The organism is Stenotrophomonas sp. SMYL86, assembly GCF_036320025.1.
GTDB classification, from domain to species: Bacteria; Pseudomonadota; Gammaproteobacteria; order Xanthomonadales; family Xanthomonadaceae; genus Stenotrophomonas; species Stenotrophomonas maltophilia_A.
Genome location: NZ_JAWIRU010000002.1, coordinates 244,346 through 261,453 on the forward strand (window position 1 = coordinate 244,346; position 17,108 = coordinate 261,453).

Below are 17,108 nucleotides of genomic sequence, written 5' to 3' on the forward strand. Positions count from 1 at the left end.
CCCCCCCCCCCCCCGCCCCCCCCCCCCCCCCCGGCCCCCCCCCCCCCCGCCCCCGCCCCCCCCCCCCCCCCGGGGCGCCCCCCCCCCGGCCCGGCACCCCTGCGATCAGCCCAGGATGCCCGGCAGATCCAGCCCCTTTTCCTTCGCGCAGTCGATCGCGATCTCATAGCCCGCATCGGCATGGCGCATCACGCCGGTGGCCGGGTCGTTCCACAGCACGCGGCCAATCCGCTTGGCTGCGGCCTCGGTGCCGTCGCAGACGATCACCATGCCGGCGTGCTGCGAGAAGCCCATGCCGACGCCACCGCCGTGGTGCAGCGACACCCAGGTCGCGCCGCTGGCGGTGTTGAGCAGGGCGTTCAGCAGCGGCCAGTCGGACACCGCATCGGAGCCGTCGGCCATCGCTTCGGTTTCGCGGTTTGGCGAGGCCACGCTGCCGCTGTCCAGGTGGTCACGACCAATCACCACCGGTGCCTTCAGTTCACCGTTGGCGACCATTTCGTTGAACGCCAGGCCGAGGCGATCGCGGTCACCCAGGCCGACCCAGCAGATGCGCGCCGGCAGGCCCTGGAACTTGATCTTCTCGGCAGCCATGTCCAGCCAGCGGTGCAGGTGCGGGTTGTCCGGAATCAGTTCCTTCACCTTGGCATCGGTCTTGGCGATGTCTTCCGGGTCACCACTCAGTGCGGCCCAACGGAACGGGCCGATGCCACGGCAGAACAGCGGGCGGATGTAGGCGGGTACGAAGCCCGGGAAATCGAAGGCATTGGCCACGCCTTCTTCCAGCGCCATCTGCCGCAGGTTGTTGCCGTAGTCCACGGTCGGCACGCCCAGCGCGTGGAAGCCGAGCATGGCGCGGATGTGGTTGGCCATCGACGCGCGCGCGGCCTTCTCCACTTCCTTGGGGACGGAAACGCGCTTCTCATCCCACTGCTCGACCGTCCAGCCCTGCGGCAGGTAGCCGTTCACCGGGTCGTGCGCGGAGGTCTGATCGGTCAGCAGGTCCGGCTTCACGCCGCGCTTGAGCAGTTCAGCCAGTACGTCGGCGACGTTGCCGAGCAGGCCCACCGACTTCGGCGTACCGGCCTTGCACGATTCATCGATCAGCCGCAGCGCTTCGTCCAGGTTGTCGGTCCAGGTATCCAGGTAGCCGGTGCGCAGGCGCATGTCGATGCTGCTCTTGCGGCATTCGACGGCCAGGCAGGAGGCGCCGGCCATCACGGCAGCCAGCGGCTGCGCGCCGCCCATGCCGCCCAGGCCGCCGGTGAACAGCCACTTGCCGGTCAGGTCGCCACCGAAATGCTGGCGACCCATTTCCACGAAGGTCTCGTAGGTTCCCTGCACGATGCCCTGCGCACCGATGTAGATCCAGCTGCCGGCGGTCATCTGGCCATACATGGCCAGGCCCTTCTTATCCAGCTCGTTGAAGTGGTCCCAGTTGGCCCAGCGCGGCACCAGGTTGGAATTGGCGATCAGCACGCGCGGCGCATCGGCATGGGTGCGGAACACGCCCACCGGCTTGCCCGACTGCACCAGCAGGGTCTGGTCGTCGTCCAGGCGCTTGAGCGTTTCGACGATGGCATCGAAGCTCTCCCAGTCGCGCGCGGCACGGCCGATGCCGCCGTACACCACCAGTTCCTGCGGCCGTTCGGCCACGTCCGGGTGCAGGTTGTTCATCAGCATGCGCAGCGGCGCTTCGGTCAGCCAGCTCTTGGCGTTGAGCGTGGTGCCGGTGGGCGCGGCAATGGTGCGGGTCGGGTCGTTGCGGGTCATGCGGCGCTCCGGTTCGTAGCGAATTCAAGGCAGGCGTTGAGCACCTGCGCCAGGGTGTGGCGCAGCGGTGCGGCGTGGTCGGGGTCGAGCGGGGTGGGCCAGCTGTGCTCGTCCACCTGGTCCGGCAGGGGTTCGTGCATGTAGCCGCGGCAGGCCAGTTCCATCTGCAGGCTGTGCACGCCGCCGGCGACGTTGCTGTAGTGGCGGGTGATCCAGCCGCCCTTGAAGCGGCCGTTGCGCACCTGGCTCATGCCACTGATCTTCAGCAGGTTCTCCACCACATCGCTCAACGCGTTGTCGCAGGAGGTGTCCGGCGCGCCGGAGGGGCCGGCGGTACCGAGATTGAACTGCGGCAGTTCACCGTCGAACAGGTGCGGGATATGCGAGCGGATCGAGTGCGCGTCATACACCACGACAGTGCCGAACTTCGCGCGCAGGCGCGTGATCTGTGCAGCCAGCGCATCGTGGTAGGGCAGGAAATACGTGTCGCGGCGGCGCGCAATTTCCACGTCATCCGGTTCGCGGCCCGCGTGGTACAGCGGCTGGTTGTCGAAGGTGGTCAGCGGGCACAGGCCGGTGGTGTTCTGGCCCGGGTACAGCGACACACCGCTGGGATCACGATTGAGATCGATCACCGAACGTGAGATCGCCGAGCGCACCGTGGTCGCGCCCATGCCGCGCACGAAGTCGTACAGTTCGTGCACCCACCAGTCGGCATCGCGGCGGGCCAGCCACGGTGAGTGGTAGTCGCCGATCAGGTCGTGCGGCAGTTCGCTGCCCGTATGCGGGAAGCTGACGATCAACGGGGCATCGCCTTCGTGCACCGTCAGCCATTCGGGATGGGCACTCATGCCTGCGGTTCCACGGTTGGCAGAAGCCCGGCCAAGCCCTGCGCCAGCGCGCCACTGCGCACCAGGTTGGTGGCGGTCACCATGTCCGGGTGGAAGTAGCGGTCTTCTTCCAGCGTCGGCACCTGTGCACGCAGGGTGGCGCGCACGGCTTCCAGCGCGGTGCTGGAGCGCAGTGGCGCGTGGAAGTCGCAGCCCTGCGCAGCGGCCAGCAGCTCGATGCCGATCACGTTGGCGGCGTTCTCGGCCATCTGCATCAGGCGGCGCGCACCGTGTGCGGCCATCGACACATGGTCTTCCTGATTGGCCGAGGTCGGGATCGAATCGACGCTGGCCGGGTAGGCGCGCTGCTTGTTTTCCGAGACCAGCGCGGCGGCGGTGACCTGCGGAATCATGAAGCCGGAATTCAGGCCCGGGCGTGGGGTCAGGAACGCCGGCAGGCCGGACAGCGCCGGGTCGACCAGCATCGCCAGGCGGCGCTCGCTGATCGAACCGATCTCGCACACCGCCATCGCCAGCATGTCGGCGGCGAAGGCGACCGGCTCGGCGTGGAAGTTGCCGCCGGACAGTGCTTCGCCGGTGTCGGTGAACACCAGCGGATTGTCGGACACGCCGTTGGCTTCGATTTCCAGCGTGGTCGCGGCCTGGCGCAGGATGTCCAGCGCCGCGCCCATCACCTGCGGCTGGCAGCGCAGGCAGTACGGGTCCTGCACGCGCACGTCGTTATCGCGGTGCGATTCGCGGATGTCCGAGCCCTGCATCAGCGTGCGCAGGGTGGCGGCGGTGGCGATCTGCCCGCGCTGGCCGCGGATGGCGTGGATGCGCGGGTCGAACGGCGTGTCGGAACCCTTGGCCGCTTCCACTGACAGCGCGCCGGTGACCAGCGCGGCCTGGAACACGGTTTCGATCTCGAACAGGCCGGCCAGCGCATAGGCGGTGGAGAACTGGGTGCCGTTGAGCAGGGCCAGGCCTTCCTTCGCGCCCAGCTCGATCGGTTGCAGGCCGACACGTGCCAGTGCGTCGACCGCCGGTAGGCGTTCGTCACCGATGAAGGCTTCGCCGACGCCCAGCATCACGCTGGCCAGGTGCGAGAGCGGCGCCAGGTCACCCGAGGCACCCACCGAGCCCTGTGCGGGCACCACCGGCAGCACGCCCTTGACCAGCATTGCTTCCAGCAGCAGCAGGGTTTCCTCGCGGATGCCCGAAGCACCCTGCGCCAGGCTGACCAGCTTCAGCGCCATCATCAGGCGCACCACGCTGGCGGGCATCGGCTCGCCAACACCGGCAGCGTGCGAGAGCACGATGTTCCGCTGCAGGGTGGCCAGGTCCTCGCGCTCGATGCGCACGCTGGCCAGCTTGCCGAAGCCGGTGTTGATGCCATAGACCGGCGCGCCCTTGGCGACGATGGCAGCCACGGTCGCCGCACTGGCACGCACCACCGGCAGCGCGGCCGGGTCCAGTGCAAGCGGCGCACCGCGATAGGCCTGCCGCCACTGGGCGAGGGTGACATGGCCGGGGCGAAGAACCAGGGTGTTGCTCATGTGTTGCTCCAGGAGGCAGGCAGGTCGGGCTGTCCGCGCACCACGCGCGCGTGCAGCGGGTTGAATCCAATGCGATAGACCAGGTCGGCGGGGGCGTCGATGTCCCAGATCGCCAGATCGCAGTCCATGCCCACGGCCAGGCGGCCGATGCGGTCGCCATGGCCCAGAGCGCGCGCTGCTTCACGGGTGAAGCCGGCGATGCACTCGTCCACGGTCAGGCGGAACAGGGTGGCGCCCATGTTCATCGCCAGCAGTGGGCTGGTCAGCGGCGAGGTGCCGGGGTTGCTGTCGGTGGCCAGCGCCAGTGGCACGCCGGCCGCGCGCAGCGCCGCAATCGGCGGAAGGGTGGTATCGCGGGTGAAATAGAAGGCACCGGGCAGCAGCACCGCCACGGTGCCGGCAGCGGCCATCGCGGCGATGCCGGCATCGTCCAGGTGTTCGATATGGTCGGCCGAGAGTGCACCGAAGCTGGCGGCCAGTTCGGCGCCATGCTGGTTGCTCAGCTGCTCGGCGTGGATCTTCACTGCCAGCCCGTTGGCGCGTGCCGCTTCGAAGACCTGCCGCGCCTGCGCCGGCGAGAACGCGATGTTCTCGCAGAACACATCCACCGCTTCGGCCAAGCCTTCGGCGGCGATGGCCGGAATCATCACGTTGCACACCTCGTCGGTGTATTCCTGTGCTTGGCGGCCCGGTGGAATCGCGTGTGCACCGAGGAAGGTGGTCACCACGTTGACCCGGCATTCCTCGCCCAGCGCGCGCGCGACCTGCAGCTGCTTGCGTTCGTCGGGCAGGGTCAGGCCGTAGCCGGACTTGATCTCGAGGGTGGTCACGCCCTCGGCGCGCATCGCCAGCAGGCGCGGCCGGCTTTCGCTGGCCAGCTGTTCCGGTGTGGCGGCGCGGGTGGCGCGCACGGTGGAGACGATGCCGCCGCCGGCACGGGCGATGTCGGCATAGCTGACGCCCTGCAGGCGCTGCTCGAACTCGTTGGCGCGGTTGCCGGCGTAGACCAGGTGGGTGTGGCAGTCGATCAGGCCCGGCGAGATCCAGCGGCCTTCGCCGTCGATGCGGGTGGTCGGCTGCAGGTGGGCGTCGCTGCCGGCTGGCCCGACATGGACGATGCGGCCGTTGGCGCAGGCCAGTACGCCATCGCGGATGACACCCAGCCCCTCGCCATCGAGGGTGATCAGGTGAACGTTGGACCAGAGGGTATCGACGTGCATGGCATCCACAACGCGGCTGTGCTTATATGTCTATACAATATAGGCGTCCATTTCGGGTTGTCCAGCCATGTCCGATTCGCGTTCCCCGCACAGTTTCCATGCCGCCCACGCCCTGCTGGCCGACGGCTGGGCCCGTGATGTCCGCCTTCAGGTACAGGATGGCCGCATCGCGGCGATCAGTACGGGGCAGGGCGCGCAGGCGGGTGATACCCGTGTCGGCATCCTGGTGCCGGGCCTGCCCAACCTGCACAGCCACGCCTTCCAGCGCGGCATGGCCGGGCTGACCGAGATCGGCGGCGGCGACGGTGACAGCTTCTGGAGTTGGCGCGAGCTGATGTACCGCTTCCTGGCCCACCTGCGCCCGGACGCGGTGCAGGCCATCGCCGCACAGGCCTACATGGAAATGCTGGAAAGCGGCTTCACCCGCGTCGGCGAATTCCACTACCTGCACCATGATGCTGACGGCCGGCCGTATGCCAACCGTGCCGAGATGAGTGCGCGGATTGCGGCGGCGGCCGACCAGACCGGCATCGGGCTGACCCTGCTGCCGGTGTTCTATGCGCATGCCGATTTCGGCGGAGCGGCACCGAACCCCGCGCAGCGACGCCTGATCCACGACGTGGACGGCTTCGCGCAGCTGCTGGACGCCGCGAAGCCGTCTTTGGCCGCGCTGCCCGATGCGGTGCTCGGCATTGCCCCGCACAGCCTGCGTGCAGTCACCGGCGAGGAATTGAGTGCTTTGCTGCCGCTTACCGACGGCCCGGTGCACATCCACATCGCCGAACAGGTGCGCGAGGTGGAGGCCTGCCTGGCCTGGAGCGGCCAGCGCCCGGTGCAGTGGCTGTACGACCATGCGCCGGTGGATGCGCGCTGGTGCCTGGTGCATGCCACCCACATCACCGACGATGAGCGCGCCGCCATCGTGGCCAGCCAGGCGGTGGCCGGCCTGTGCCCGATCACCGAAGCCAACCTTGGCGACGGCCTGTTCCCGATGCAGGCGTTCGCGCGCGAGGGTGGGCGCTTCGGTGTCGGCTCCGATTCCAATGTGCTGATCGACGCGGCCGAAGAACTGCGCCTGCTCGAGTACGGTCAGCGCCTGACCCTGCGCGGGCGCAATGTGCTGGCCCCGGATGCCACCCGCAGCACCGGCCGCTTCCTGTTCGAGGGTGCGCTGCACGGCGGTGCACAGGCGTTGGGCGTGGCCGTCGGGCTGCAGGTGGGCGCCAGTGCCGACCTGGTCGAGCTGGATGCCGCACACCCCGCGCTACAGGCGCGGCAGGATGACGCATGGCTTGACAGCTGGGTGTTCGCCGCACGTAATGGCGCGCTGCGATCGGTCTGGCGTCATGGCCGCCAGTGCGTGGCCGACGGCCGCCACCTGCAGCGCGAGGCGATCACCACCGCCTTCGCTGCCGCCCTGCGTGGCGTGCTGGGCTGATCGCCTCCCGCCACCGAGACCCCATCACGTGAAGGCCAGCAAGTCCGCCACGCTCAACCAGCGTATCCGCAGCGATCTGGAAAGCCGCATCCTCAGCGGAGAGTGGGCGCCGGGCTTCCGTATTCCGTACGAACACGAGCTGATGGAGCAGTACGGCTGCTCGCGGATGACCGTGAACAAGGTGCTGACCGCGCTGGCCGAGAGCGGCATGATCGAGCGTCGCCGCCGCGCTGGTTCGTTCGTGGCGCGGCAGCCCCCGCACCTGGAGCAGGTGGCGCTGGAGATTCCCGATATCGCGATGGAAGTGGGTTCGCGTGGCCATCAGTACGCGTATCGCCTGCTGCAGCGCGACCTGCGCCTTGCAGATGCCGGCAATGCCGGTGAAGTCGAGCTGGCCGGCAGCGAAATGCTGCTGGCGATGCGCTGCCTGCACCTGGCCGACGGCCGCCCGCTGGCGCTGGAGCATCGCCTGATCAGCCCGGTGGGCGTGCCCGAGGTGCTGGAGGTCGATTTCAGTACCACCGCGCCGGGCAGCTGGCTGCTGCAGAACGTCTCGTGGACCCGTGCCCAGCACCGCATCAGTGCCTGGGGCGCGGATACCGCCACCGCCAAGCTGCTGGAGGTGAAGCCCGGCACCGCGTGCTTGGTGATCGAGCGCCTCACCTGGCGCGGCGAACAGCCGATCACCCGTGTGCGTCAGGTGTTCCTCGGCGACGCCTGGGACCTGGTGGCGCGCTTTGCGCCTGGGGCAAGGTAGGGTCGACCCCGCTCGGGACACGCTGTCGCCTTGAACTCTGTCGGGGCGTGTGTACGATGTGTATCGTCCCCGCATGAAGAGCAGGGACCTCATCCGGGATCTGGAGGCGGCAGGTTGGACCTGTCGCCGGATTCGCGAATCCCATCATGTATTCGTGCACCCGCAGCACCCTCACATCATCACCGTGCCTCACCCTAGGAAGGATCTGGGGAAAGGGCTGGTGCAGGCGTTGCGGAAGCTCGCAGGACTGACGTAGGAGGGCCCATGCGATATCCAGTCTTGATCGAGGCAGGCGATGAGCGCACCGCGTGGGGTGTGGTCGTTCCGGATCTGCCGGGGTGCTTCTCGGCGGCCGACACGCTTGAGGAGGCGCTCAGCGCTGCCGAGGAGGCTGCGCTCGCCTGGATTGATGCGGCCCTGGATGACGGGCGCTCGATTCCGACACCTTCCGCGCCACAGAAAATCGCCGCCGAGGCATCCAAGGACATCCGTTGGATTCTTGCGTACATCTGCATTGATCCGGCCCTGCTGGACGACACCATCGAGCGGGTCAATATCAGCCTGCCACGCCGGATCCTGGCGAGGCTGGATGCGCAGGCCAGAGCGGCAGGTGAATCGCGCTCCAGTTACATCGCCCATCTCGCAGCATTGGGCTGAGCAGGCGCCATGTAGAGCCGAGCCATGCTCGGCTGCTGTTGGCGCGATGCGCGATGCGCGATGAGTCGAGCGTGGCTCGACTCTACAAGGGCACCCACGCATCTACGGACACCCCAATCAATACGTGGCGCACTGCCGCCAGCGCACCGGCTCATCCACGCCGGGGCGGGCGTTGAGCTGGATGCGCACGTTGCGCAGGGCGGGGTAGTGCAGGACTTCCTCGCAGACCCGCGGCCACACCGCGTCCAGCTCGCCGGTGCGGTTGATCGCCAGCGTCTGCCGGGTCAGCCAGACACCGCTGGCGATGCCGGGCTTGCCGGCCAAGGCACGGGACAGATCGGCCTGGAAGCGCTCCAGCGTGGCGGCATCCGGGTTGGGATTGCTGCGCGCATCGGTTGAGGGTGTGGCCGGCGCAGGCAGCGTGGTCGGCGGCGTGGTGGCGGGGGCCGGCGCCGGTTCGGGCGCCGCTTCAACCGCAGGCGCGACCGGCGCGGGGACGACCGCCACCTCGGCAACGGGCGGGGCGTCCTGCACATGCAGCCCTTGCAGGCTCAATCCCACCAGCAGGCCCAGCGTCACCGCGGCGAGCGTGGCTATAGCAATGCGGCGCAGGGCTTCATGGCGGGCGCTGGCGCGCACACGGGTTTCGATTTCCGCCGGTAGATAGGGCTGCAGCAACGGCCACAGGCGCGGGCCGTCCAGCACCTCGACCGCCTGCTTTTCGGCGGCGCTGCGGCCGTCGCGTTCCATCCGGCCTTCGGTCAGCAGCACGCCGCCCTTGGCGCCGGCCAGGCGCGCGGCCGCGCCCAGTTCGTTCACCGCGGCGGTGCCGATGCGATAGGCCAAGCCGTGCTTGCACGAGACCAGCCAGCTGTTGGGGCCGTCGCTGAGCAGGAAATCGCTGCTTGGCTCACGGGATTCCTCGCCCGGGTCATCCAGTTCGCGCAGGCCGCGCTGCTCGCGCAGCATGCGCTTGACCAGTACCGAGAACTCGCGCCAGTGCATGCCCGCCAGGGCCTGCAGGCCGAGTTGCATCTCCTTCTGCCGCCGCTTGATCCACCACAGATAGACAACAGCCAGGGAACAGGTAAGCAGGGCCGACAGCAGGGCCAGGATCCAAGGGAGCATGCAGGAGGTGCGCGGAAGGGGCGAATGCGAAGGCGACAGTGTAAAGGTCGCGCCGTGCCGCTGAGTCAGGAGGTTCCTGACAGGAAGCGTGATGGAGCACGCAATTCGGAATACCGCGGGCACGAAAAACCCGCCAATCCTGAAGCCGTGAGGGGAGGGAACAAACGGCAGCCGAAGCGATTGGCGGGTTGCTCGCGATTGTCAATCAAAATTTATTGCATTGCAACAATGGTCGGTCAGGGCACGCTGCCTGGCGACTGATGGCTGCCCGGTGCAGGTGCATCAGCGCCCGAGGCGTCGCGATTCTCCAGCTTGGCCAGGCGTGCATGCAGTGCGTCGATGCGCGCCTCCAGCGCAGTCACCTCGTCGGCGGTGGGCACGTGGAGGCGCTTGAGTACGCCCTGCACCTGGTCGTCGAACGCTTTTTCAACCTTGTTCCAGGTGCCGGAAGCCTTCTCGCGGGCCTCGTCCAGCGACGTTTCAACGTTGTCGCGCCAGCCCGGGCCCTGTTCGCCGTTGCGTTCACGGCGGCGGGCTTCCCAGGCTTCGCCTTCCTTCACCAGGCCGTCGAAGAAGCGGCTGCCTTCGGCCTGTGCACGGCCAAGAGCGCCCAGGCCGGCCAACCAGACCTGCTGCGCCGAGTCACTCAGCTTGCGCGAGAAGCGCTCGGCCTGGTCACCGAAAGAGGCGTCGTCGTTGCGGCGGTCGTCGTTCTCGTAGTGGTTCATCGCACTTCCCGTGGGAGTTGGGCCTGCCCCGAGAGTAGCGCGCGCTGGCGTTGCACGGCCGTGATGGCCGCCGCCGGGGTTCAGCCCAGCTTTTCCTTCAGAACGCGCTGGATCTCGCCTTCGACCATGCCCTTCATCGCCGACAGCAGGAAGCCCAGCTTGGCCGTGACGCGCACGGCGCCCGGCTGCAGTTCGATCGCACCGTCCACGCCGCTGCCGGAGAAACTCAGTACGTCGGCAGTCCAGGACGACTTCAGGCCGAAGCGCTCGGACAGCTTGGCGGCGACCTGTTCGATCGCGGCGCGCGCCTGTGCATCGGGCAGGGCGTGGGCGTGGCGGACATCGATGGTGGACATGCAGGCTCCTGGCGCAAAGCGGGGATGATCAATGAGGGCGAGCATTGTGCGCATCGAGGGCCTTCGCGCCAAGCACTCATCGTGGGTTCTTCTTCGTTGGCGACCAACCTGCTAGGCTGCGCCGCGTGCAGAACCTGCTTGTTCACTTCAGCCAACAACAACAGCCCGACCAGCCGCTGCGGCCCGGGGTGCAACGCATCGTGCGCCAGGCCAATGGCAGTGTGAGGCTCGGCGACGCCGGCCATGGTGCCCTGCTGCTGGCGCAGTTCTGCGTGGATGATCGCGGCCTCTGGCTGCAGGTCGGCAACGGTATCCGCGGCATTCATGTGAACGGTCGCCCGGTGCGGCGCATGGCGCTGCTGCGTGCGGGCGATGCGGTGTATGTGGACGGCGTGGAAATGGTCCTGCAGGGCGAGGTGGAGAGCCTGCTGCAGGCCCCCGCACCGAACAGCGGTGACGGCACCAATGAGCAGCAGCGCCTGCTGCGCGGTGTCGGTGGCCTGCACCATGGCCGCAGCTTCACGCTGTCGCGGTCCCGCCTGATCGGCCGCGGTGGCGACGCTGACATCGAGATCAATGAGCCGGCCTTCGCCGAACAGCACGCCCGCGTGGAAGTGCATGGCGAACGCGTGCTGCTGCGTGACCTGGGCAGTGCCGATGGCACACGGGTCAACGGCGTGGCCGTGCGCCACTGCTGGCTGCAGGCCGGCGACCAGGTGGTGTTCGATGGCCAGCATCGGTTCGTGCTGGAAGTGCCGCATGACCCGCGCCGGCGCCCGCTGCCGGATGAAGACGAGTCCAGCCAGGACGCCGAGCAGGCGCCGGTGCTGCCGGCCGCGCCGCGCAAGGTCCGGCGCTGGCCGTGGCTGCTGGTGAGTGCGCTGCTGCTGGCCGCACTGCTCAGTCTGCTGCTCTGGTTCGGCGCGCGCTGATCTGAACCGGCCGTATCCGCTCTGGTAGGTGCCAACCTTGGTCGGCACGCTCCTTCGGCGGGGATGACGCCTGACGGCGTACGCCGACCAAGGTCGGCGACTACCGGGGCATTGCTCCTGGCCTGAGTCCGCTGGATCCGCTCTGGTAGGTGTCGACCTTGGTCGGCACGCTTCTCCGGTGGGCATGACGCCTGACGGCGTACGCCGACCAAGGTCGGCGACTACCGGGGCAATGCTGCTGGCCAATGGATTCCAATGAAACCAAATTTCCCTTGCCGCACAAGGCCGCAAGGCTGGTGCACTGCGGCATACTAGGGGTCTTGCCCCACAGGTGTGACATGACGCGCGCGTTCAACTTCAGTGCCGGCCCTGCGACCTTGCCGGAATCGGTCCTGCGCCAGGCGCAGGCGGAAATGCTGGACTGGCACGGTACCGGTGCCTCGATCGTGGAAATGAGCCATCGCGGTGCGGAGTTCATGTCCGTGGCCGCCGAGGCCGAGGCCGACCTGCGTCGCCTGCTCGATATCCCCGAAGACTATGCGGTGCTGTTCCTGTCCGGTGGTGCCACCACCCAGCAGGCGCTGATCCCGCTCAACTTCGCCGCCCCGGGCCAGCGCGCCGATTACGTGGTCAGTGGCCACTGGGGCAAGACGGCGGTCAAGCAGGCCGGTGTCTACGTCGACGTCAACATTGCCGCCAGCAGCGAGGCCAACGGCTACCGCGAGTTGCCGGCGCGTGCCGGCTGGCAGCTGTCGCCCGATGCCGCCTACGTGCACATCACCGCCAACGAGACCATCCACGGTATCGAATTCCGTGATGTGCCCGATACCGGCAACGTCCCGCTGATCGCTGATTTCAGCTCGTCCATCGCCAGTGAGCCGCTGGACGTGCGCCGCTATGGCGTGATCTACGCCGGCGCGCAGAAGAACCTGGGCCCGGTCGGCATCGCGGTGATGATCATCCGCCGCGATCTGCTCGAGCGCAGCGGCCAGCCGCGTGCGGACATCTTTGATTACCGCTCGCACGTCGCTCGCGACTCGATGCTCAACACCCCGCCGACCTGGAACTGGTATCTGGCCGGCCTGGTGTTCAAGTGGATGCTGGCCGAGGGCGGCGTGGCCGAGTTCGCCAAGCGCAATGCCGCCAAGGCAGCGCTGGTGTACGGCGCCATCGACGGCTCCGGCGGCTTCTACCGCAACGAGGTCGCACACGCGGCCCGTTCGCGGATGAACATCCCGTTCTTCCTCCCCGATGCCGAGCTTGATGCTCGCTTCGTCGCCGAAGCCAAGGCCGCTGGCCTGCTGGCGCTGAAGGGCCACAAGGTGGTGGGTGGCATCCGCGCCTCGCTGTACAACGCCATGCCGCTGGCCGGGGCCGAGGCGCTGGTCGCCTTCATGGCCGATTTCCAGCAGCGTCACGGTTGAGCAATGAACGGCGCGCACCGTCGGGTGCGTGCCCCGCAACAAGGAATTCCGATGGCAAGCAGCAAATCCAGCAAGAAGGCGCCGAAGAAGGCTGAACCGGCCAAGGACAGCGCGCCCACCAAGGCGAAGGGCAAGGCCAAGGCCGCGTCGAACCCGGCACCCACCCTGGCGCCGCTGGCGCTGGCCGATGTGCGCTCGAAGATCGACCAGATCGACCGCGACATCCAGAGCCTGATCGCCGAGCGCGCGCGCTTCGCCCACCAGGTCGGCAAGGCCAAGGGCAAGCTTGCCGCCGCCGTCGACTACTACCGCCCCGAGCGCGAAGCGCAGGTGCTGCGCATGGTGGTGGACCGTAACGAAGGCCCGCTCAGCGATGAGCTGCTGGTGCACGTCTACCGCGAGATCATGTCGGCCTGCCTGGCCCAGCAGGAGCCACTGAAGATCGGCTACCTCGGCCCGGAAGGCACCTTCAGCCAGCAGGCCGTGCTCAAGCACTTCGGCCGCTCGGCGCTGGGCCTGCCGATGGCCAGCATCGAAGAAGTGTTTCAGGAAGTGGAAGCGGGCAACGCCGATTTCGGCGTGGTGCCAGTGGAGAATTCCGGGCAGGGCACCATCCAGATCACCCTGGACATGTTCCTGACCTCCAACCTGAAGATCTGTGGCGAAGTGGAACTGCGTGTGCAGCAGTACCTGATGTCGCGCAGCGGCCGCATCGAGGACATCGAGCGCATCTATGCGCACCCGCAGTCGTTCATGCAGACCTCGGCCTGGCTGCGCGCCAACCTGCCGAAGGCCGAGAGAATTCCGGTGTCGAGCAATGCCGAAGGTGCGCGCCGTGCGCGCAACGCCGACGACGCAGCGGCCATCGGTGGCGAGAGTGCCGGCCATGTGTACGGCCTGAAGAAGGTGGTCACCAAGCCGATCCAGAACGATGCCGACAACACCACGCGATTCCTGGTGGTGGGCCGCAACATCTTCCCGACCTCCGGCCATGACCGCACCTCGGTGCTGGTGTTCATCCATGACAAGCCCGGTGCGCTGTTCGACGTGCTCAGCCCGTTCGCCCGCCACGGCATCAGCATGAACCGCATCGAGTCGCGCCCGTCGCACCACGGCAAGTGGGAATACGGCTTCTTCATCGACCTGGCCGGCCATATCGACGACGCGCCGATGCAGGCCGCGCTGGCCGAACTGGAAGCGCACTCGGCACAGATCAAGGTGCTGGGTTCCTATCCGGTGGCCGTGCCCTGAGTGCTGCTGTGGCGGCTGCGGCCGCTGCCCCCTGAAGCATCGCCGGTGCTGCCGGCGTTTACGGAATGATCGAACGATGAGCAACGCGCAACACTGGATTGCCCGCAAGGGCCAGCCGCTGCAGGGCAGCCTGACCATTCCCGGCGACAAGTCGGTCTCTCACCGCTCGGTGATGTTCGCCGCGCTGGCCGATGGCACCTCGCATATCGAGGGTTTCCTGGAAGGCGAGGACACCCGCGCCACTGCGCGCATCTTCGGCCAGCTGGGCGTGCGCATCGAAACCCCCAGCCCGTCGCAGCGCATCGTGCACGGCGTCGGTATCGACGGCCTGAAGGCGCCGGATGCGCCGCTGGACTGCGGCAACGCCGGTACCGGCATGCGCCTGTTGGCCGGTCTGCTGGCGGGCCAGGCATTCGACTGCACGCTGATCGGCGATGAGTCGCTGTCCGGCCGCCCGATGCGCCGCGTGACCGGCCCGCTGTCGCAGATGGGCGCGAAGATCGACACCCAGGAAGACGGGACGCCGCCGCTGCACGTGCATGGCGGCCAGACGCTGCACGGCATCGACTTCGCCTCGCCGGTGGCCAGCGCGCAGATCAAGTCGGCGGTGCTGTTGGCCGGCCTGTACGCGCAGGGCGAAACCCAGGTGACCGAACCGCACCCGACCCGTGACTACACCGAGCGCATGCTGTCCGCGTTCGGCGTGGACATCGAATTCTCGCCCGGCAAGGCACGCCTGCGTGGTGGTCAGCGCCTGCGCGCGACTGACATCGTGGTGCCGGCCGACTTCTCTTCGGCCGCGTTCTATCTGGTGGCGGCCAGTATCATTCCCGGCTCCGAGCTGCGCCTGAAGCAGGTCGGACTGAACCCGCGCCGCACCGGCCTGCTGCACGCGCTGCGCCTGATGGGAGCGGACATCACCGAAGAGAACCCGGCCGAGCAGGGCGGTGAGCCGGTGGCGGATCTGGTGGTGCGCTACGCTCAGTTGAAGGGCGCACGCATTCCGGAAGCACTGGTGCCGGACATGATCGACGAGTTCCCGGCGCTGTTCGTGGCCGCCGCCGCCGCGGAAGGCCAGACCGTGGTGAGCGGTGCCGCCGAACTGCGGGTGAAGGAATCCGACCGCCTTGCGGCGATGGCCACCGGCCTGCGCGCGCTGGGCATGCAGGTGGACGAAACCGAAGACGGCGCCACCCTGCACGGCGGCGTGCGCCTGGGCAGTGGCACCATCGAAAGCCACGGTGACCATCGCATCGCCATGGCCTTCGCCATCGCCGGCCAGATCAGTGACGGCGAAGTGCGCATCAACGATATCGCCAACGTCGCCACGTCCTTCCCTGACTTCGATGGTCTGGCGCGCAGCGCCGGGTTCAACCTGGCCTGAGCGGCCACGCCCGGCAGATGACGTAACCCGGTAGGTGCCAACCTTGGTTGGCACGCTCATATCGCCCGGTAGGTGCCAACCTTGGTTGGCACGCTCATATCGCCCGGTAGGTGCCGACCTTGGTCGGCACGCTCATATCGCCCGGTAGGTGCCGACCTTGGTCGGCACGCCTTTCCGCATAAAAAGACGGAGGCCGAAGCCTCCGTCGAAACATCACGAACCCCTCGTCCGCGATCAACGCTGCTCGGTACGGAAATCCACCGGGACCCGCACCACGCTTGCTACTGCGCGGCCGTCATGCACCGCAGGCTGGAACTTCCAGTTCTGCACGGTGTTCAGCACCGCACGGTCCAGGTCGCGGCTGCGCTCGCCGCTGCGCGAAACGATCGCAGCGTTGGCGACATTGCCACGGGTATCAACATTCAGGCTGGCGATCACGCTGCCCTGCACGCCACTACGCAGTGCAGCAGCGGGGTAGGTGGGCATGCGGTTGCTGGCCAGCGGGCGTGCTTCGCGATTACGCGCGACCGGCGCAGTCTTGTGCTGGCTGGAGGCCGGGGCAGCCTGGCGCGCTGCAGGTGCTGCTGCATCGGTCACCGCAGCCTGCTCAGGGGCGGGCAACATGCGCTCACCGACCGGTGCCGGCGCCACATCCTCCTGGTTGGAATGGCGCAGCCACAGCAGGGCGGCCGCAAACATCGCCACAATCAGCGCGATCCACATCCAGGGCGACGTGGGCTTGTGCTGCACGCTCGAATCCTGCTGCAGCTGCGGCGAATGAAGGTCTTCGTGGGTGGTGGCAGTCATCGCAAACTCCTTCCGTCAACTGACGACGTGGGAAGTGTTGCCCGAGCCATGGACGGGAAGTGTCAGCGCTGCGTCAACGCCACCGGCAGGGTTCAGTTTGCCTGCCGGTAAGCGTTCAGTTACTGCGTCTTGAAGTCGAACGGTACTTCAATGCTGCCGGGCACGGCCTGGCCATTGCTCTGCGCCGGGGTGAATCGCCAGCGTCGCACCGCGTCGGTGGCGGCACGGTCGAGGTCGCGTGAACCACTGCGCTGGATCACCGTGGCGTTGTTGGGATAGCCGGTGGCGTCCACGTCCACGCGTACCACCACGGTGCCGGTTTCACCGGCGCGCAGGGCGGCGGCGGGGTACGACGGCGGCGGCGACTGGCCGGCAATCGGCATCGGCTGGCTGTTGCCGGTCGCGGCCGGCGCTGCGCCCGGGGCGGCCGGGGCCGGCTCGGCGATCGGGGCGGGTGGCGGCGGAGCGGTTTCGACCAGCTTCGGCGCTTCTTCCTCCACCGGTGCTGGCTTGGCGTCTGGCATGTCGCTGGAACCGGCCGCAGCGGCCAACGGTTCCGGCAGGGGCTCGACCTGGGCGGTTTCCTGCGGGGTCTGTGCGGCCGGGTCGGCGCGGAAGAACTCCTTGTCACGGCCGGTCAGCCAGACCAGCACGAACAGCAGCACGCCCACGCCGAAGGCGATGCCGGCGATCTTCAGGGCGTTGCGCGGGATATGCACAGTGAACGACTTGGCGGACGACGAGCGGGGTGCAGACATGGACCGGACCAGTACGGAATAGCCCGATTCTGCCACGGCGGGAATGAACCGGGCGGCAGAAATCCGTATAACAAGCGATAATCCCATCCCTGATACCCACCACGAC

General features: G+C 67.8%; 17 protein-coding genes. 8 read left to right on the plus strand and 9 right to left on the minus strand.

All coding sequences use genetic code 11. The features are described 5' to 3' along the window. Nucleotides 1-105: 105 nt before the first annotated feature. From hutU to hutI, 4 genes are read right to left on the minus strand one after another with little or no spacing between them, the layout of a single operon-like run. The gene (gene hutU / locus V3B64_RS03695; protein ID WP_329913638.1) at nucleotides 106-1,773 is read right to left on the minus strand and encodes a urocanate hydratase; all 1,668 of its coding nucleotides are present in this window, start codon (nucleotides 1,771-1,773) and stop codon (nucleotides 106-108) included. After that, nucleotides 1,770-2,624, minus strand: a complete 855-nt coding sequence (gene hutG / locus V3B64_RS03700) for an N-formylglutamate deformylase (RefSeq protein WP_329913639.1) — start codon at nucleotides 2,622-2,624, stop codon at nucleotides 1,770-1,772. The genes hutU and hutG overlap by 4 nt, the downstream gene beginning before the upstream one ends. Beyond that, nucleotides 2,621-4,162 (minus strand): histidine ammonia-lyase, encoded by a 1,542-nt coding sequence (gene hutH, locus V3B64_RS03705; protein ID WP_253144309.1) that lies wholly within the window; start codon nucleotides 4,160-4,162, stop codon nucleotides 2,621-2,623. The genes hutG and hutH overlap by 4 nt, the downstream gene beginning before the upstream one ends. Continuing rightward, nucleotides 4,159-5,382 (minus strand): imidazolonepropionase, encoded by a 1,224-nt coding sequence (gene hutI / locus V3B64_RS03710; RefSeq protein WP_329913640.1) that lies wholly within the window; start codon nucleotides 5,380-5,382, stop codon nucleotides 4,159-4,161. The genes hutH and hutI overlap by 4 nt, the downstream gene beginning before the upstream one ends. 67 nt (nucleotides 5,383-5,449) lie before the next feature. Between hutI and V3B64_RS03715 the strand changes: the two genes are divergently transcribed. The 4 genes from V3B64_RS03715 to V3B64_RS03730 all read left to right on the plus strand — a co-directional run bounded on the left by V3B64_RS03715 (nucleotide 5,450) and on the right by V3B64_RS03730 (nucleotide 8,234). Next, entirely contained in the window at nucleotides 5,450-6,820 is a 1,371-nt protein-coding gene (locus tag V3B64_RS03715; RefSeq protein WP_329913641.1) for a formimidoylglutamate deiminase, read from the plus strand. Between the two features lie 28 nt (nucleotides 6,821-6,848). Continuing rightward, nucleotides 6,849-7,577, plus strand: coding sequence for a histidine utilization repressor (gene hutC, locus V3B64_RS03720; RefSeq protein WP_253144304.1), 729 nt, complete (start codon nucleotides 6,849-6,851; stop codon nucleotides 7,575-7,577). Nucleotides 7,578-7,650: 73 nt separating this feature from the next. Next, nucleotides 7,651-7,833: a type II toxin-antitoxin system HicA family toxin gene (locus V3B64_RS03725; RefSeq protein ID WP_329913642.1), complete on the plus strand. Its 183-nt coding sequence runs from the start codon at nucleotides 7,651-7,653 to the stop codon at nucleotides 7,831-7,833. 8 nt (nucleotides 7,834-7,841) lie between these two features. Beyond that, on the plus strand, nucleotides 7,842-8,234 hold the full coding sequence (locus V3B64_RS03730; RefSeq protein WP_049399649.1) for a type II toxin-antitoxin system HicB family antitoxin: 393 nt from the start codon (nucleotides 7,842-7,844) through the stop codon (nucleotides 8,232-8,234). A gap of 117 nt (nucleotides 8,235-8,351) precedes the next feature. Here V3B64_RS03730 and V3B64_RS03735 read toward each other — a convergent pair whose 3' ends face one another. The 3 genes from V3B64_RS03735 to V3B64_RS03745 form a co-directional block, all read right to left on the minus strand. Further along, a complete protein-coding gene (locus tag V3B64_RS03735) occupies nucleotides 8,352-9,362 on the minus strand; it encodes a restriction endonuclease (RefSeq protein WP_329913643.1) in 1,011 nt (336 codons plus the stop codon). A gap of 236 nt (nucleotides 9,363-9,598) precedes the next feature. Then, on the minus strand, nucleotides 9,599-10,090 hold the full coding sequence (locus V3B64_RS03740) for a phasin family protein (RefSeq protein ID WP_329913644.1): 492 nt from the start codon (nucleotides 10,088-10,090) through the stop codon (nucleotides 9,599-9,601). 80 nt (nucleotides 10,091-10,170) lie between these two features. Next, nucleotides 10,171-10,446, minus strand: a complete 276-nt coding sequence (locus V3B64_RS03745; RefSeq protein WP_049399652.1) for a polyhydroxyalkanoic acid system family protein — start codon at nucleotides 10,444-10,446, stop codon at nucleotides 10,171-10,173. A 125-nt stretch (nucleotides 10,447-10,571) separates the two neighbouring features. Here V3B64_RS03745 and V3B64_RS03750 point away from each other — a divergent pair, with 125 nt between their 5' ends. The 4 genes from V3B64_RS03750 (at nucleotide 10,572) to aroA (ending at nucleotide 15,437) form a co-directional block, all read left to right on the plus strand. Continuing rightward, nucleotides 10,572-11,378, plus strand: a complete 807-nt coding sequence (locus V3B64_RS03750) for an FHA domain-containing protein (RefSeq protein WP_032127717.1) — start codon at nucleotides 10,572-10,574, stop codon at nucleotides 11,376-11,378. Between the two features lie 338 nt (nucleotides 11,379-11,716). Beyond that, complete coding sequence (gene serC / locus V3B64_RS03755) at nucleotides 11,717-12,802, plus strand: 3-phosphoserine/phosphohydroxythreonine transaminase (RefSeq protein WP_329893675.1); 1,086 nt, start codon at nucleotides 11,717-11,719, stop codon at nucleotides 12,800-12,802. A gap of 51 nt (nucleotides 12,803-12,853) precedes the next feature. Continuing rightward, nucleotides 12,854-14,053 carry a prephenate dehydratase gene (pheA, locus tag V3B64_RS03760; RefSeq protein ID WP_329913645.1) on the plus strand — a complete coding sequence of 400 codons (1,200 nt, stop codon included), beginning with the start codon at nucleotides 12,854-12,856 and terminating at the stop codon, nucleotides 14,051-14,053. A gap of 76 nt (nucleotides 14,054-14,129) precedes the next feature. Beyond that, on the plus strand, nucleotides 14,130-15,437 hold the full coding sequence (gene aroA, locus V3B64_RS03765) for a 3-phosphoshikimate 1-carboxyvinyltransferase (RefSeq protein ID WP_329893674.1): 1,308 nt from the start codon (nucleotides 14,130-14,132) through the stop codon (nucleotides 15,435-15,437). Between the two features lie 234 nt (nucleotides 15,438-15,671). On the opposite strand, the gene V3B64_RS03770 is transcribed toward aroA, so the two are convergent. Both V3B64_RS03770 and V3B64_RS03775 read right to left on the minus strand, forming a co-directional pair. Then, complete coding sequence (locus V3B64_RS03770; RefSeq protein ID WP_329913646.1) at nucleotides 15,672-16,244, minus strand: energy transducer TonB; 573 nt, start codon at nucleotides 16,242-16,244, stop codon at nucleotides 15,672-15,674. Between the two features lie 119 nt (nucleotides 16,245-16,363). Further along, nucleotides 16,364-17,002 carry an energy transducer TonB gene (locus V3B64_RS03775; protein WP_121503608.1) on the minus strand — a complete coding sequence of 213 codons (639 nt, stop codon included), beginning with the start codon at nucleotides 17,000-17,002 and terminating at the stop codon, nucleotides 16,364-16,366. Between the last annotated feature and the right edge of the window lie 106 nt (nucleotides 17,003-17,108).

Excerpts from the sequence above, each read along its gene's own strand:
- hutU (WP_329913638.1), bottom strand. The coding sequence starts at position 1,773 with ATGACCCGCAACGACCCGACCCGCACCATTGCCGCGCCCACCGGCACC.
- hutG (WP_329913639.1), bottom strand. The coding sequence starts at position 2,624 with ATGAGTGCCCATCCCGAATGGCTGACGGTGCACGAAGGCGATGCCCCG.
- hutH (WP_253144309.1), bottom strand. The coding sequence starts at position 4,162 with ATGAGCAACACCCTGGTTCTTCGCCCCGGCCATGTCACCCTCGCCCAG.
- hutI (WP_329913640.1), bottom strand. The coding sequence starts at position 5,382 with ATGCACGTCGATACCCTCTGGTCCAACGTTCACCTGATCACCCTCGAT.
- V3B64_RS03715 (WP_329913641.1), top strand. The coding sequence starts at position 5,450 with ATGTCCGATTCGCGTTCCCCGCACAGTTTCCATGCCGCCCACGCCCTG.
- V3B64_RS03725 (WP_329913642.1), top strand. The coding sequence starts at position 7,651 with ATGAAGAGCAGGGACCTCATCCGGGATCTGGAGGCGGCAGGTTGGACC.
- V3B64_RS03730 (WP_049399649.1), top strand. The coding sequence starts at position 7,842 with ATGCGATATCCAGTCTTGATCGAGGCAGGCGATGAGCGCACCGCGTGG.
- V3B64_RS03735 (WP_329913643.1), bottom strand. The coding sequence starts at position 9,362 with ATGCTCCCTTGGATCCTGGCCCTGCTGTCGGCCCTGCTTACCTGTTCC.
- V3B64_RS03740 (WP_329913644.1), bottom strand. The coding sequence starts at position 10,090 with ATGAACCACTACGAGAACGACGACCGCCGCAACGACGACGCCTCTTTC.
- V3B64_RS03745 (WP_049399652.1), bottom strand. The coding sequence starts at position 10,446 with ATGTCCACCATCGATGTCCGCCACGCCCACGCCCTGCCCGATGCACAG.
- serC (WP_329893675.1), top strand. The coding sequence starts at position 11,717 with ATGACGCGCGCGTTCAACTTCAGTGCCGGCCCTGCGACCTTGCCGGAA.
- pheA (WP_329913645.1), top strand. The coding sequence starts at position 12,854 with ATGGCAAGCAGCAAATCCAGCAAGAAGGCGCCGAAGAAGGCTGAACCG.
- aroA (WP_329893674.1), top strand. The coding sequence starts at position 14,130 with ATGAGCAACGCGCAACACTGGATTGCCCGCAAGGGCCAGCCGCTGCAG.
- V3B64_RS03770 (WP_329913646.1), bottom strand. The coding sequence starts at position 16,244 with ATGACTGCCACCACCCACGAAGACCTTCATTCGCCGCAGCTGCAGCAG.
- V3B64_RS03775 (WP_121503608.1), bottom strand. The coding sequence starts at position 17,002 with ATGTCTGCACCCCGCTCGTCGTCCGCCAAGTCGTTCACTGTGCATATC.